This is a genomic window from Arenimonas sp., from assembly GCF_041919775.1.
GTDB lineage: Bacteria > Pseudomonadota > Gammaproteobacteria > Xanthomonadales > Xanthomonadaceae > Arenimonas.
This window is the reverse complement of record NZ_JAYRTE010000005.1, coordinates 66978-80388: the sequence shown is the minus strand read 5'-3', so window position 1 is coordinate 80388 and position 13411 is coordinate 66978. Positions and strand designations below refer to the sequence as shown.

10 protein-coding genes are annotated in these 13411 nt (G+C 70.0%); 6 read left to right on the top strand and 4 right to left on the bottom strand.

Annotated features, from left to right (window positions below):
* The gene (locus ACE3TE_RS04950; protein WP_374602744.1) at nt 1-1197 is read right to left on the bottom strand and encodes an EAL domain-containing protein; all 1197 of its coding nucleotides are present in this window, start codon (nt 1195-1197) and stop codon (nt 1-3) included.
* Between the two features lie 107 nt (nt 1198-1304).
* Between ACE3TE_RS04950 and ACE3TE_RS04945 the strand changes: the two genes are divergently transcribed.
* The 5 genes from ACE3TE_RS04945 (at nt 1305) to ACE3TE_RS04925 (ending at nt 10426) form a co-directional block, all read left to right on the top strand.
* The gene (locus ACE3TE_RS04945) at nt 1305-2441 is read left to right on the top strand and encodes a GGDEF domain-containing protein (protein ID WP_374602743.1); all 1137 of its coding nucleotides are present in this window, start codon (nt 1305-1307) and stop codon (nt 2439-2441) included.
* A gap of 154 nt (nt 2442-2595) precedes the next feature.
* Nucleotides 2596-3684: an SGNH/GDSL hydrolase family protein gene (locus tag ACE3TE_RS04940; RefSeq protein WP_374602741.1), complete on the top strand. Its 1089-nt coding sequence runs from the start codon at nt 2596-2598 to the stop codon at nt 3682-3684.
* 18 nt (nt 3685-3702) lie between these two features.
* Nucleotides 3703-4347, top strand: coding sequence for a hypothetical protein (locus tag ACE3TE_RS04935; protein ID WP_374602739.1), 645 nt, complete (start codon nt 3703-3705; stop codon nt 4345-4347).
* 26 nt (nt 4348-4373) lie between these two features.
* Nucleotides 4374-6818: an apolipoprotein N-acyltransferase gene (gene lnt, locus ACE3TE_RS04930; protein ID WP_374602737.1), complete on the top strand. Its 2445-nt coding sequence runs from the start codon at nt 4374-4376 to the stop codon at nt 6816-6818.
* A gap of 74 nt (nt 6819-6892) precedes the next feature.
* Nucleotides 6893-10426 (top strand): indolepyruvate ferredoxin oxidoreductase family protein, encoded by a 3534-nt coding sequence (locus ACE3TE_RS04925; protein WP_374602735.1) that lies wholly within the window; start codon nt 6893-6895, stop codon nt 10424-10426.
* 153 nt (nt 10427-10579) lie between these two features.
* Here the strand turns inward: ACE3TE_RS04925 and ACE3TE_RS04920 are convergent, their stop codons facing one another.
* The 3 genes from ACE3TE_RS04920 to ACE3TE_RS04910 form a co-directional block, all read right to left on the bottom strand.
* Nucleotides 10580-11305, bottom strand: coding sequence for an OmpA family protein (locus ACE3TE_RS04920; protein ID WP_374602733.1), 726 nt, complete (start codon nt 11303-11305; stop codon nt 10580-10582).
* Nucleotides 11306-11422: 117 nt separating this feature from the next.
* Nucleotides 11423-11734, bottom strand: a complete 312-nt coding sequence (locus tag ACE3TE_RS04915; RefSeq protein ID WP_374602732.1) for a hypothetical protein — start codon at nt 11732-11734, stop codon at nt 11423-11425.
* A 4-nt stretch (nt 11735-11738) separates the two neighbouring features.
* The gene (locus tag ACE3TE_RS04910; RefSeq protein ID WP_374602730.1) at nt 11739-12302 is read right to left on the bottom strand and encodes a hypothetical protein; all 564 of its coding nucleotides are present in this window, start codon (nt 12300-12302) and stop codon (nt 11739-11741) included.
* Nucleotides 12303-12409: 107 nt separating this feature from the next.
* On the opposite strand from ACE3TE_RS04910, the gene ACE3TE_RS04905 reads away from it, so the two are divergent.
* On the top strand, nt 12410-13396 hold the full coding sequence (locus ACE3TE_RS04905; protein ID WP_374602728.1) for a VWA domain-containing protein: 987 nt from the start codon (nt 12410-12412) through the stop codon (nt 13394-13396).
* Nucleotides 13397-13411: the final 15 nt, after the last annotated feature.

Below are 13411 nucleotides of genomic sequence, written 5' to 3'. Positions count from 1 at the left end.
CTAGTGGTGGGTCTGGCGCCAGCGCTGGATGGCGTCGGGCAGTGCTTCTCCCGGCACCGGCGCGGAAATCAGGTAGCCCTGGGCGAAGTCGCAGCCCAGCTGGGCCAGCAGCTGCCATTCGTCGACCGTTTCCACGCCCTCGGCCACCACCGACAGGTCGAGCTTGCGGGCCAGGTCCAGGCTGGTTTCGATCATGGCGCGCTTGCGCGGCTGGGTCGGCGCGCCGGAGACGAAACCGCGGTCGATCTTGAGTTCGGTGAAGGGAATCTGCGAAAGCTGCGACAGCGACGAATAGCCGGTGCCGAAATCGTCGACGCTCAGGCCGAAGCCCTTCAGGCGCAGGCGGGCCAGCATGCCCAGGCCGCGGGCGGTGTCGCTCATCACCGAGCTTTCGGTGATCTCGAGCACGATCTGGTCCGGGTTGACGCCGTGCTCGCGCAGCACCGCTTCGTAGCGGTCGGCGACCTCGGGGCCGGTGAGGTTCTGGGCCGAGACGTTCACCGACACCCGCAGGTCGAGGCCACGGGCCTGCCAGCGCTTGGACCAGGCGCAGGCCTGGCCCAGCATCAGGCCGGTCAGCTCGTCGATCATGCCGCCGGCCTCCATCAGCGGCACGAAGACCGCGGGCGGCACCATGCGGCCGTCCGGCAGGCGCCAGCGCGCCAGGGCTTCGACCCCGACGATCTTGCCGTTGCCGAATTCGGCCTGCGGCTGGAAGTGTGCGCTGATCTCACCCTTGGCCAGGCCTTCGCGCACCTGCTCAAGCGAGACCTCGATTTCGCTGGGCAGCGCCGACGGGCCGGGGCCCTTTTCGTAGAGCGACAGCACCGTGGACAGCTTGCCCGGCGTGAGCGGCTTTTCGATGCAGCCCAGCACGCGCAGGCCCGAGGCCTTGGCCATCACCTGCACGGTGTGCAGCAGCGCCGGCTCCATCGCGCTGACCACGGCGATCGAGTGGGCGAGCCGGTCCTGGGCGACGATGCCGATGAACTCGACGCCGTCCATGCCGGGCATGTCCAGGTCCACCAGCACCACGTCGGGCGCCTCGGGCAGGCTGCGCAGCAGGTCCAGAGCCTGGAAGCCATCGGCGGCTTCATGCAGGTGGCGCAGGCCGAGGTCGCCCAGCAGGCGCAGACCCAGCCGGCGCTGGAAGCCGTGGTCTTCCACCAGCAGTACGCGCAGATCGACCAGGCTCATGCCCTCGCCCCTCCCCCGGGTTGGTTCCCGACTCTACCCGGCGCCTGAACGGGAGGGAAGGTGGCCGGTGTCAGCCTTGGCTCAGCCGGGTGACGTAAGCTGGGGACATGGCCGAAGACACGCACAGCCCGCCCGACCGGCGGACGCGCAAGCGCGTGCGCCTGGTGCTTCTGGGCCTGCTTTCCTACCTGATGTTCCTGGTGCCGATGTGCATCGCGGTGCTGGCCGGCGCGTCGAGGATGGGCTGGGGCGGGGTGGCCGGCTTCACCGCCGCCGCGGTCGTCATCAACCTGGTCGTCCTGGCGGCGGTCGCCAGCGGCTGGAGCAAGCGTTTCGCCGACCCCAGCCTGATGGTGCCGCAGCTGGTGGCGGCGATCGCACTGGCGCTGGCGATGATCCACTTCTTCCAGGGCGAGGCCCGCAGCGTGCTGCTGCTGCTGTTCGTGGCGATCTTCTTCTTCGGCCTGTTCGGCCTGACCACCCGACAATACCTGCGCCTCACCATCGGCACCGCGGTCGGCTATGCCGCGCTGAGCACCTGGGAACTACGCGGCGGTGACGCGCCGACCCAGGCCTGGCTGATGGAGGCGCTGCGTTTTTCGGCCCTGGTGGTGATAACGATTTGGATGAGCTTCATCGGCGGCTACCTGGCCTCGATCCGGCGGCGGCTGTCGAAGCAGCGCGATGCGCTGGAGAAGGCCAATGCCAAGCTGCAGGAGCTTTCCATCCGCGACGAGCTGACCGGCCTTTACAACCGCCGCCACCTCACCGAAAGGCTGGAGCAGGAAAGCGAGCGCGGCCGCCGCTACGGCCAGGGCTTCAGCGTCGCGCTGATCGACATCGACCACTTCAAAGCGATCAACGACACCCACGGGCATTCGGTGGGCGACGAGGTGCTGGTCCAGTTCGCCGCCATCCTTCGGCTGCAGGCTCGCTTCATCGACCACGTCGGGCAGGCGCCGGAACGCACGCTGGGCCGGTTCGGCGGCGAGGAATTCATGATCATCCTGCCCGGAACCTCGCTGGCGGGGGCGCGCATCTGCCTGGAACGCATGCGCGCGGCGGTGGCCCGGGCGCCGTTCGAAACCAGCGCCGGCCCGGTTGAGGTGACCTTCTCCGCCGGCCTGGCCGAACAGCAGCCCGACGAGGCCGCCGAGGCGCTGCTGCAGCGGGCCGACGAAGCGCTGTACCGGGCCAAGGAAAGCGGGCGCGACCGGCTGGAGATGGACGCCCGGACCTCGTGAGGGTGGGCGGACCGCGGCGAGGACCCCAGCCGGACCGATTTTGTGCTGCAGCGCACATTGCGGGGGTGCCGGCCATACGCTAGCGTCCGGGCGGCGGTTAGGGGACCGCCACGTTGCGCATCAGCTCGATCCACCACATCCAAGGGGAAAGGGAATGAAGACGTCGCTCCGCGGTGCCGCCTGCCGGTACCTGCCCGCCCTCGTGCTGCTCGCCTTCGGCGGCACCACCATGGCCAATACGCTCAACCAGAACGTGTCCTGGACCATCGACCGCTCCGGCACCAGCGCAAAGTACCGCGTGGTGGCCTACGGCGACTCGATCTACGCCGGCTACAACGGCTCGATCAGCAAGGCAGGCCTTTACGCGGCGCCCATGGTCGACTCGGAGTACCTGTCGGCGGCATGGAACGCCGACATCGAAAGCGTGCGCCGCGCCAAGTCGGGCGCCGTCGCCAACGACGTGTACCGCAACAAGATCGTCGCCGAACGCTCCTACATGCAGGCCGCCAGCACCCGCGTGGTGACCTTCGAGATGTGCGGCAACGACGGCCTGCAGGCCCGTTCGGCCTTCAAGTCGCAGACCGGCACCTGCAACTACGCCGGGCTGGACGCGGCGGTGAACGCCTGCAAGACCAACGTCGCCGCGGCGATGGACTACATCAACGCCAACGCACACCCGAACACCCGGCTCAAGGTGGTCTCGAACCTGTATTACCCGGGCTACAACGCCGACAACGTGCAGAGCAGCTGCCGCGACGCCAGCACCGGCCAGACGGTGAACCTGCGCGACCGCTTCCTGCCGGCGATCGCGAAGATGAACTACTGGACCTGCGAATACGCCCGCCAGAAGGGCTTCAAGTGCGCCGACAGCTTCGCCCAGTACATGGGCGCGGACTTCGACGTCAACGGCGATGGCCTGGTTGATTCGGACGCCCTGCGCTACGTCGCAGGCGACACCGAGGCCAGCTACGTCGGCCGCATCACCGGCAGCCTGAAGTCCACCCTGCGCGATGCGAACTTCAAGCGCACCTCGTCGAGCACCAGCTACGACTACATCCAGTCCGACGACGTGCATCCCACCTACGCGGGCGGCACGGTTCGCGCCGGACTGTGGGGCGGCAGCTCGGGCACCGTGGCGCCGCGCTACACCAGCTTCAGCGGCGGCAAGAGCCCGATCTGGAACAGCCGTGGCCATGAGCGCATGGGCTGGGCGCTGTCTGTCTACAACCCGCCCAGCCCCTGACGACGGGGGCTTGGGGCCTTGGCCAGCCAGCCGCCACCGCGCACGCCGTCCGATCCGGACGGCGTGACGGTGCGCGCCCGACGACGCGACGGGCGGCTTGCGCCGCTCGTCGCGGTGGGAGCGCTGCTGGCGCTTGGTGCCGGCCTGGCCTGGTGGCTCTGGCCGGCCACGCCGGCACCGTCACCGGCGCCGGCGATCGTCGCAGCGCCTGCGGCGGAACCGTCGAAGGCACGGTCCGTCCAACGCACGCCACGCCCGATGCCGACGCCCGAGATTCCCGTTGAACTGCCCAGCCTCGATCCCGACGACCTGGCCGTGCATTTTCGTCCCGGCGACCCGGAGCCCACCGGCGCCGAGGTGATCACCGCGCTGCAGGAGGCCGGCATCCATACCGGCCTGGGCGCCTTCAACCCGCCGGGCACCAGTCCGCCGCTCGAGGGCCTGGCGGTGCCCGAGGACTTCGAGCTGCCCGAGGGCTACCTGCGCCACTACCAGGCCACCGACGACGGCCAGCCGATCGAGGCGATCCTGATGTTCGCGCCGGAAGCCCGGTTCTACGACGCCAACGGCAACCTGATCGCCCTGCCGGCCAACGGCGTGGTGCCGCCCGAACTGGCGCCCAGGGGCCTGCCACATCGCTGGGTGCGTCCGAACAAACCCTGATTTCCCCGAAGGAGTTGCCCGTGGCCATGGATCGGTCCTTCCTGCTTCGCGCGCGCCTGCCGCTGGCCCTGCTGCTCGGGGCGGCCGGGCTGTTCGTGCTCTCGCTCGGCGGCGCCGCCTGGTGGATCGGCCTGGTGGTGGTGGTGCCGTGGCTGCTGGCGCTGGACGCGACGCCCCGCCTGCGCGGCGCGCTGGTGGCCGGCTGGGCGATGTCGGTGGCCTACACCGCCGCGGTGCTGGGCTGGTTCGGCGCCGCCGTCGGCGATTACACCGGGCTGGGTCCAGTGGTCGGCTTCACCGCGCTGGTGCTGGTCGCGCCGCTGCTGCAGCCGCAGTGGATCGCCTACGCGCTGGTGCGCGAAATCGCCGGCCGCCGCCATGGCCCGGCCGTGCGCACGCTGGCCGCGGCCGCCGCGTGGGCGGCCTGCGAAGCGCTGTGGCCCAAGCTGCTGGGCGACACCCTGGGCCACGGCCTGCTCGGCGCCACCTGGCTGCGCCAGGCCGCGGACCTGGGCGGCGCGCCGCTGCTGACCTTCCTGCTGCTGCTGGTGAACGAGGGCATCGCGCTGGCGATCGCCCGCCGCCGCCGCGGCTTCCGCACCGTGGCCGCGACGCTGGCGCCGGTGGCGGTGCTGCTGGCCTTCTGGTCGGGCTACGGCGCCTGGCGCCTGGGCACGCTGCCGGGCCTGGCCGAAGACACGCCGATGCTGCGCGTGGCGCTGGTGCAGGCCAACCTGGGCGACTACGCCGCGCTGCGCGAGGAACACGGCACCTATGGCGCGGTGCGACACGTGCTCGACACCCACTACACGCTGTCGTGGTCGGCCAAGCGCGAACACGGCGCCGACGTGCTGCTGTGGCCCGAGACGGTCTATCCCACCACCTTCGGCAGCCCGCGCAGCGAGGACGGCGCCGCGCTCGACGCCGAGATCCAGGCCTTCGTTGACGCGATCGGTCTGCCGCTGGTGTTCGGCACTTACGACACCGACGAAGCCGGCGAATACAACGCGGCCGTGTTCCTCGAACCGCGCACCGGTCGCCTCGCCACCTACCGCAAGACGCATCCGTTTCCACTGACCGAACACGTGCCGGCCTGGCTGGACGGCCCGGTGCTGCGCCGCGGGCTGCCCTGGGCCGGCAGCTGGCAACCCGGCGACGGCGCGCGCGTGCTGCCGCTGCGCACCGCCGACGGCCGCCAGGTGGAAGTGGTGCCGCTGATCTGCCTGGACGACGTGCGTCCCGCGCTGGCCATCGACGGCGCGCGCCTGGGTGCACAGGCGATCGTCGGCTTGTCGAACGATGCCTGGTTCAGCCGCGATGGTCGCGGCGCGAAGCTGCACCTGGCGGTCGCGGCCTTCCGAAGCATCGAGACGCGACTGCCGCAGCTGCGCGTCACCACCACCGGCCTGAGCGCGATCGTCGACCCTTCCGGCGAAGTGCTGGCGGCCACGCCGGCCAACGACCAGGCGGTGCTGACCGCGCCGCTGCCGGTGCTGTCGCCGCCGCCAACCCTGGCCGTGCGCTGGGGCGACTGGGTGGGCCGCGCGGCTGCGCTGGCGCTGGCGGCTTGGGCGCTGGCCGTGGCGCTGCAGGCCTGGACGCGCCGGCCGACGCGACGACGCGACGATGATCGCGTACTTCTGCTGACGCCCTCCACGCGCGTGGCCATCGGCGCGCTGCAGGCCGTGGCCGGCTTCGGCCTGGCCTGGCTGGCGCTGGACATGGCGCTGCGCACGGGCTGGCAGGTGGCCTCGCTGGGCCAGCTGCAGGTTTTCGCGCTGACGGTGCTGCTGCCGGTGGCGCTGGCCTGGACGCTGCGCACGGGGTGCGCGGCGCGGTGGCAGGTGCGGGGCGAGGACCTGGTGCTGGCGTCGCGGCGCGAACAGGTCGAGATCCCGCTGGCGTCGATCGTGGGCCTGCGGCCGTGGCAGCTGCCCTGGCCGGGCAGCGGCGTAAGGCTGCAGCTGGCGTCGGGCCAGGCCTGGCGCCAGCAGCTGCAGCTGGCCGACCCGGTGGCGCTGCTGGCGGCGCTGGCCGCGGGCGGTTCGCCGGCCCGGCTGGACGGCCCGAAGGCCGCCGCCGACGCCCGCCGCGACCAGGTGCGCGCCAGCGGCCAGGCGCGGTGGCTCGACCAGCCCTGGCTCAAGTTCGGCCTGTTCCCGCTGCTGCCCGCGGCCATCGCCTTCCGCCTGCACCAGGTGATCACCTTCGGCGGCACCTTCGGCGAAGCCCAGGTGCACGGCTGGGGCGCCTGGTGGCTGGGCCTGGGCATCTGGTGGCTGTCGTGGATGCTGGGCCTGGCCCTGGTGGCCGCCGCGCTGCGGCTGCTGGTCGAAGCCGCCACGATCGCGGCCCTGCGCCTGGCCCCGGCACGCGCCGCCGCCCTGCGCAGCCGCGCCTTCACGCTGGCGCGGGTGATTTATTTCCTCGGCATCCCGGCGTGGCTGGGGTGGCGGCTGCTGGCGGGGTGAGTGGCTCACCAGGTCGGGACACCCCCGGCTGCTATAATTCCGAGTCTTTGCTCCAGCCCCGGAAAGCCGTCGCCATGTCCGTCATTCCCCACACCCTGGTCCCGCTCGATCGCGAGTACGACCTCGAGTCCAAGTACACCCGCGCGGAAGGCCGGATCTATCTCTCCGGCGTGCAGGCGCTGGTCCGGCTGCCGCTGATGCAGCAGATGCGCGACCGCGCCGCCGGCATCAACACCGCCGGCTTCATTTCCGGCTACCGCGGCTCGCCGCTGGGCGGCTTCGACCTGGAACTGTGGCGGGCGCGCAAGCACCTGCAGGCCAGCGCCATCGAGTTCACCCCGGGCCTGAACGAGGACCTGGGCGCGACGATGGTCTGGGGCAGCCAGCAGACCAACCTGTTCCAGGGCGCGAAGTACGACGGCGTGTTTTCGATGTGGTACGGCAAGGGTCCGGGCGTGGACCGCTGCGGCGACGTGTTCAAGCACGGCAACGCCGCCGGCACCTCGAAGCAGGGCGGCGTGCTGGCGCTGGCCGCCGACGACCACGCCTGCCGCTCGTCCACCTTGCCGCACGGATCGGAAGGTGAGTTCGAAAGCGCGATGATGCCGGTGCTCAACCCGGCCGGCGTGCAGGACATCCTGGACATGGGCCTGCTGGGCTGGGCGATGAGCCGTTACACCGGCCGCTGGATCGGCTTCAAGACGATCGCCGAAACCGTGGAGTCTTCCGCGTCGGTGAACGTCAACCCGCACCAGCTCGACATCGTGCTGCCGACCGATTTCGAACTGCCGCCGGGCGGGCTCAACATCCGCTGGCCGGACCCGCCGCTGGACCAGGAAATGCGCCTGCACCAGTACGCGGTGCAGGCCGCGCAGGCCTTTGCCCGCGCCAACCACATCGACAAGGTCGTGGTGGATTCGCCGAATGCGCGCCTGGGCATCGTCACCACCGGCAAGAGCTACCTCGACGTGCTGCAGGCGCTGGAATACCTGGGCATCGACCGCAAGGTCGCCGCCGACATCGGCATCCGCGTGTACAAGGTCGGCATGACCTGGCCGCTGGAACCGCTGGGCATCCGCGAGTTCGCGCGCGGCCTGGACGACATCATCGTCGTCGAGGAAAAGCGCAGCTTCGTCGAGCGGCAGATGAAGGAATACATGTACAACTGGGAGCACGAAAAGCGCCCCAGCATCGTCGGCAAGTACGACGAGGACCAGAACTGGGTGCTGCCCAGCACCAACGAACTGACGCCGGCGCGCATCGCCCGCGTGATCGCCGCGCGCGTGCAGCGATTCTTCCAGTCCGAGGCGATGGACAACCGCCTGAAGTGGATTGCCGCGAAGGAAAAGGAGCTGGCCGCGCCGCGCGCCAACTTCCCGCGCGTGCCGCACTACTGCGCCGGCTGCCCGCACAACAGCTCGACCGTGGTGCCGGAAGGCTCGCGCGCGCTGGGCGGCATCGGCTGCCACTACATGGTCACCTGGATGGATCGGAAGACCGATACGTTCACGCACATGGGCGGCGAAGGCGTCACCTGGAGCGGCCAGGCGCCGTTCACCGATGAAAAGCACGTCTTCCAGAACCTCGGCGACGGCACCTACTTCCACTCCGGCTCGCTGGCGATCCGCCAGTCGATCGCCGCGAAGGTGAACATCACCTACAAGATCCTCTACAACGACGCGGTGGCGATGACCGGCGGCCAGCCGGTGGACGGCACGCTTACGGTGCCCGACATCGCGCACCAGGTGCGCAGCGAGGGCGTGAAGGTCATCGTCGTGCTGAGCGACGACATCGAAAAGTGGTCGGACAAGTCGATCTTCCCGTCGGGCGTGGAGTTCTACGACCGCAGCGAACTCGAAACGCAGCAGAAGCGCCTGCGCGAGGTCCCGGGCACCTCGGTGCTGATCTTCGACCAGACCTGCGCGGCCGAGAAGCGCCGCCGCCGCAAGCGCGGCAAGATGCCGGACCCGGCCAAGCGCACCGCGATCAACTCGCTGGTCTGCGAAGGCTGCGGCGACTGCGGCGTGAAGTCGAACTGCGTCGCCGTGCTGCCCAAGGAAACCGAATACGGCCGCAAGCGCGAGATCGACCAGTCCAACTGCAACAAGGACTTCAGCTGCGTGAAGGGCTTCTGCCCCAGCTTCGTCACCATCAAGGGCGGCGGGCTGCGCAAGCGCAAGGGCACGGGCAACAAGGAGCTGCTGGCGAACCTGCCGGAGCCGCAGTTCCGCAGCAACCTCGACCAGCCCTGGAACATCCTGATCACCGGCGTCGGCGGCACCGGCGTCGTGACGATCGGCGCGCTGCTCGGCATGGCCGCGCACCTTGAACACAAGGGCGCCAGCGTGCTCGACCAGACCGGCCTGGCCCAGAAGGGCGGCGCCGTCACCACCCACGTGCGCGTGGCGAAGAACCCGGCCGACATCCACGCCGTGCGCATCGCCGCCGGCGAAGCCGACCTGGTGCTGGGCTGCGACATGGTGGTGGTGAACGACTACTGGGCGCTGTCGAAGATCCGCGCCGACCGCACCGAGGTTGTCATCAACGACTACCAGGCGATGCCGGGCCCGTTCACCCGCATGCCGGACATGCAATTCCCGGCCGAGGGCATCGTCGATGCCATCCGCACCGCGCTGGGTGGCCGCGAGCCGCTGCAGGTGCCCGCCACCGAAATCGCCACCGCGCTGATGGGCGATGCCATCGCCACCAACCTGTTCATGCTGGGCGTGGCCTGGCAGCGCGGGCTGGTGCCGGTGAGCTTCGACGCGATCATGCGCGCGGTCGAACTCAACGGCGCCGCGATCGAGATGAACAAGACGGCGTTTGCGTGGGGCCGCCTGGCCGCGATCAAGCCCGACGCCGTGCTCGAAGCCGCCGGTCTGGCTGAAGATCCCGCCCCTGTAGGAGCGGCTTCAGCCGCGAGCGCCTTTGACGACGAAACCTTGAGCGGATCGCTTGACGAAATGATCGAGCGCCGCGTCAAGTTCCTCACCGACTACCAGGACAAGGCCTACGCCGGCCGCTACGTCGCGCTGGTCGACAAGGTGCGCCAGGCCGAAGCCCGCAAGGCCCCCGGTTCGACCGCGCTCACGGAGGCCGTGGCCCGCTATTACTTCAAGCTCATGGCCTACAAGGACGAGTACGAAGTGGCGCGCCTGTACACCGCCAGCGACTTCCGCAAGCGCATCGAGCAGCAGTTCGAGGGCGACTACAAGATCCACTTCAACCTGGCCCCGCCGCTGTTCGCCAGGCGCGACGCCGACGGCCATCTGGTGAAGAAGGAGTTCGGGCCGTGGATGTTCACGGCGTTCAAGCTGCTGGCCAGGCTGAAGGGCCTGCGTGGCGGCGCCTTCGACATCTTCGGCAAGACCGAAGAGCGCCGCATGGAGCGCCAGCTGATCGTGGATTACGCGAAGCAGGTGGACGAACTGCTGGCCACGCTGGACAGCGACAACGTCGACCTGGCCACGCAGATCGCCTCGGTGCCCGAGCAGATCCGCGGCTACGGCCACGTCAAGGAAGCGCACCTGGCCAAGGCCCTGGGCCTGCAGAAGGAACTGCTGGCGCGCTGGAAGGCGCCGAAGGCGGAGGCCCGCAACGCGGCGTGAGCCCATGCCCCTGTAGGAGCGCCTTCAGGCGCGAATCTCTTCTTTGCCAAAGGCAAAGGCAAAGTCAAAAGATTCGCGCCTGAAGGCGCTCCTACACGTCCACGAAGAAGCCCCGGCAATGCCGGGGCTTCTTTTTTGCGACAACGCCTGCGATCAGTCGTTGCGGATCGGCACGATCGTCATCTCGACGCGACGGTTCTCGGCGCGGCCGGCCTCGGTGTCGTTGCTGGCGATCGGGTAACGCTCGCCGGCGCCGGTGATGATCAGGCGCTGGCCGCTGATGCCGCGGCTGACCAGGTAGTTGGCCACGGCCTGCGCGCGTTCGCGCGACAGCTTGTCGTTGTAGGCATCGCTGCCGACGCTGTCGGTGTGGCCGGCGATTTCGATCATCGTCTGGTCATACTCACGCAGCGTATCGGCGACGCGGTCGAGCACGCCATAAGCGCGCTGGTTGAGCGTGCTGGAGTTGAAGGCGAAGGTGATCGCCTCGGGCATGTCCAGGGTGATGTGGTCGCCGTCGCGGACGACGTCCACGCCGGTGCCCTGCATGCGCTCGCGCAGTGCGCGCTCCTGGTTGTCCTGGTAGCGACCGATGGCGCCGCCAGCCAAGCCGCCGACACCGGCGCCGATCAGGGCGTGCTGGCGGCGTTCGGTGGCGTCGTCGCCGCTGAGCAGGCCCGCCACGGCACCGACGGCCGCGCCGATCAGGGCGCCGCGCTGGGTTCGATTCATGCCGTCGCGGTCGTCCACGGGTTCGCTGCGCGGCGGCGGCGCCGACCCGTAGTAACCGTCGTTGTAGCCGCCCCCGGTGGTGGCACAGCCGGCAAGCAGCGCGGCGGAAACGGCGGAAGCGATGAGCACGTGTTTTGTAGTTTTCATGGCAGGACTCCAATGCAAATGGGGGAGGTGCCTGCCAAGGATGCGCCGTTCCGGCGTCGGCGCAACGATGGTGCGCCGGAAGGGTTCAGGTAGCTGACTCCCCGTCGACCGGCGGATTCAGGTCCAGAGCGCGGCGCCGAAGGCCGCATTGGCCAAACCCAGGGCGCGGCAAGCCACGGCCCAGGCCGCCGCCAGCCCGGCGCGGGGCGCGAGAAACGCCAGCGGGAACAGGCCCAGCAGCACCAGGGTGGTGCCCACGTGCACCGCGTCGGCCCCGAAAGCCGCCGGGGAAACACCCCAGCGGGTGGCGACCTGCGGTGAATACCCGCTGACTATCGCCAGCAAGCCGACGGAAACGACAACGACCGACATCAGTACGCCCAGCACGCGTTCGGGCAGCAGGCGGCGGCTGTCGGCCGGGCCGGGCATGGGATCAGACCGCGGCGGACTGGTTCTGCAGGATCAGGTCGGCCAACCAGGGCTCGCCCTTCTGGGTCAGCTCGAGCGGGGTCATCTGCCAGCCGGTCAGCACCATGGCCTCGGCGATCGAGAATTCCAGCTGGGCCTTGGTGAACTTGCGCTCGCCGGCGATCACCGCTTCGAGCACCGCGCGGCCGGGCATCGGCGCGTCCATTTCGGCGGCCTTGGCGGCTTCGGCCGCACCGGGGTCGGTGCCGCCGTTCTTCAGGAGCCATTCGACGCGGCGCTGGGCGTCGCTTTGCGCGTCCTTGCCCGATGGAACTTCGGGCACGGCGGCAGCCAGGGTTTTCTGCAGGGTGTTGAGCTGGCCCATCACCTTCATGCGCGCCAGGTTGGCGGCATCGCGGGCGTGTTCGGCGTCCTCGACATCCTGGCGCAGGCGGTCGCGCTGCGCGGCCAGGGTGGCCAGGTCCTTGTCCACCGCGTCGATCAGCATCAGCCACTGCGCGGCCTGCGCCGGGGACGCGGCGACGATCGCTTCTCGCAGGGCGTCGAGTTGGGCGCGGGGGTCGCTCATGACGCCGATTATAGGCGCCCCCGGCCACGTGGCGAGCGTTGTCCTCCCGACCCTGCGTTCACCGTGTTCCAGACCAACGCGGCCCGTCCGCTTTCACGAGAACGCCCATGTCCCTGCGTCCCGCCCTGTCCGTGCTCGCCCTCTCGCTCGCCTTCGCCCTGCCGGCCGCCCGGGCCGGCGATCCGCCCGCCAACGGCAGCCAGGCCCTGCTCGTGCTCGACGCCTCGGGCTCGATGTGGGGACAGATCGGCGGCAAGCCCAAGATCACCATCGCCCGCGAGGCCGTCGACGCCATGCTCGCCGGCTGGCCCGGCGGCGACCTCGGCCTGATGGCCTATGGCCACCGGCGCAAGGGCGACTGCGCCGACATCGAGTTGCTCCAGCCCGTGGGCGCGTTCGACGCCGACGCCCTGCGCCGCCAGGTCGGTGTCCTGCAGCCGCGCGGCATGACGCCGATCTCGGCCGCGGTGCGCCAGGCCGCCGAACACCTGAAGTTCAGCGAACACAAGGCCACCGTCATCCTGGTCAGCGACGGCGAGGAAACCTGCTCGGCCGACCCCTGCGCGCTGGGCAAGGAGCTCGAGTCGCTGGGCGTGGACTTCACCGCGCACGTGGTCGGCTTCGACATCGAGGAGGGCAGCCGCGCCCAGGCCCAGCTGCAGTGCCTGGCCGCGAACACCGGGGGCCGCTACCTGGCGGCACGCGATGCCGGCGAGCTCGGCGCCGCGCTGGGCGACCTGGCCGAAGCCGCGCCGACCGCGCCGGCGCTGGCGGTGAAGTCGGCCGACGCCTGGATCCCGGGTTTCGTGCTCGAGGCCGACACCAGCGAAACCCTCGACGGCGAGGCCGGTGGCGCGACCACCGTTCACGAGTTCAGCGTCGACCAGGACGCGAAGGCCTGCCAGGCGATGTGCGAAGCGGACGCCGGCTGCCAGGCCTGGCACTACGAGCCCACCGGCAGCTACTTCGTGGAGTTCCCGCGTTGCCACCTCAAGGACGGCGTGTTCTCTATGCGCCTGCGCGAGGAGGGCGAGGGCTTCGTGGCCGGCGTGAAGCCCGGCGTGAAGCTCATCCGCGACGACGCCACGCAGTGACCCGGCGCCCCCGGG

What these genes read in the sequence shown, in the direction of transcription:
- ACE3TE_RS04950 (WP_374602744.1), bottom strand. Translation starts at nt 1,197, where the DNA reads ATGAGCCTGGTCGATCTGCGCGTACTGCTGGTGGAAGACCACGGCTTC.
- ACE3TE_RS04945 (WP_374602743.1), top strand. Translation starts at nt 1,305, where the DNA reads ATGGCCGAAGACACGCACAGCCCGCCCGACCGGCGGACGCGCAAGCGC.
- ACE3TE_RS04940 (WP_374602741.1), top strand. Translation starts at nt 2,596, where the DNA reads ATGAAGACGTCGCTCCGCGGTGCCGCCTGCCGGTACCTGCCCGCCCTC.
- lnt (WP_374602737.1), top strand. Translation starts at nt 4,374, where the DNA reads ATGGATCGGTCCTTCCTGCTTCGCGCGCGCCTGCCGCTGGCCCTGCTG.
- ACE3TE_RS04925 (WP_374602735.1), top strand. Translation starts at nt 6,893, where the DNA reads ATGTCCGTCATTCCCCACACCCTGGTCCCGCTCGATCGCGAGTACGAC.
- ACE3TE_RS04920 (WP_374602733.1), bottom strand. Translation starts at nt 11,305, where the DNA reads ATGAAAACTACAAAACACGTGCTCATCGCTTCCGCCGTTTCCGCCGCG.
- ACE3TE_RS04915 (WP_374602732.1), bottom strand. Translation starts at nt 11,734, where the DNA reads ATGCCCGGCCCGGCCGACAGCCGCCGCCTGCTGCCCGAACGCGTGCTG.
- ACE3TE_RS04910 (WP_374602730.1), bottom strand. Translation starts at nt 12,302, where the DNA reads ATGAGCGACCCCCGCGCCCAACTCGACGCCCTGCGAGAAGCGATCGTC.
- ACE3TE_RS04905 (WP_374602728.1), top strand. Translation starts at nt 12,410, where the DNA reads ATGTCCCTGCGTCCCGCCCTGTCCGTGCTCGCCCTCTCGCTCGCCTTC.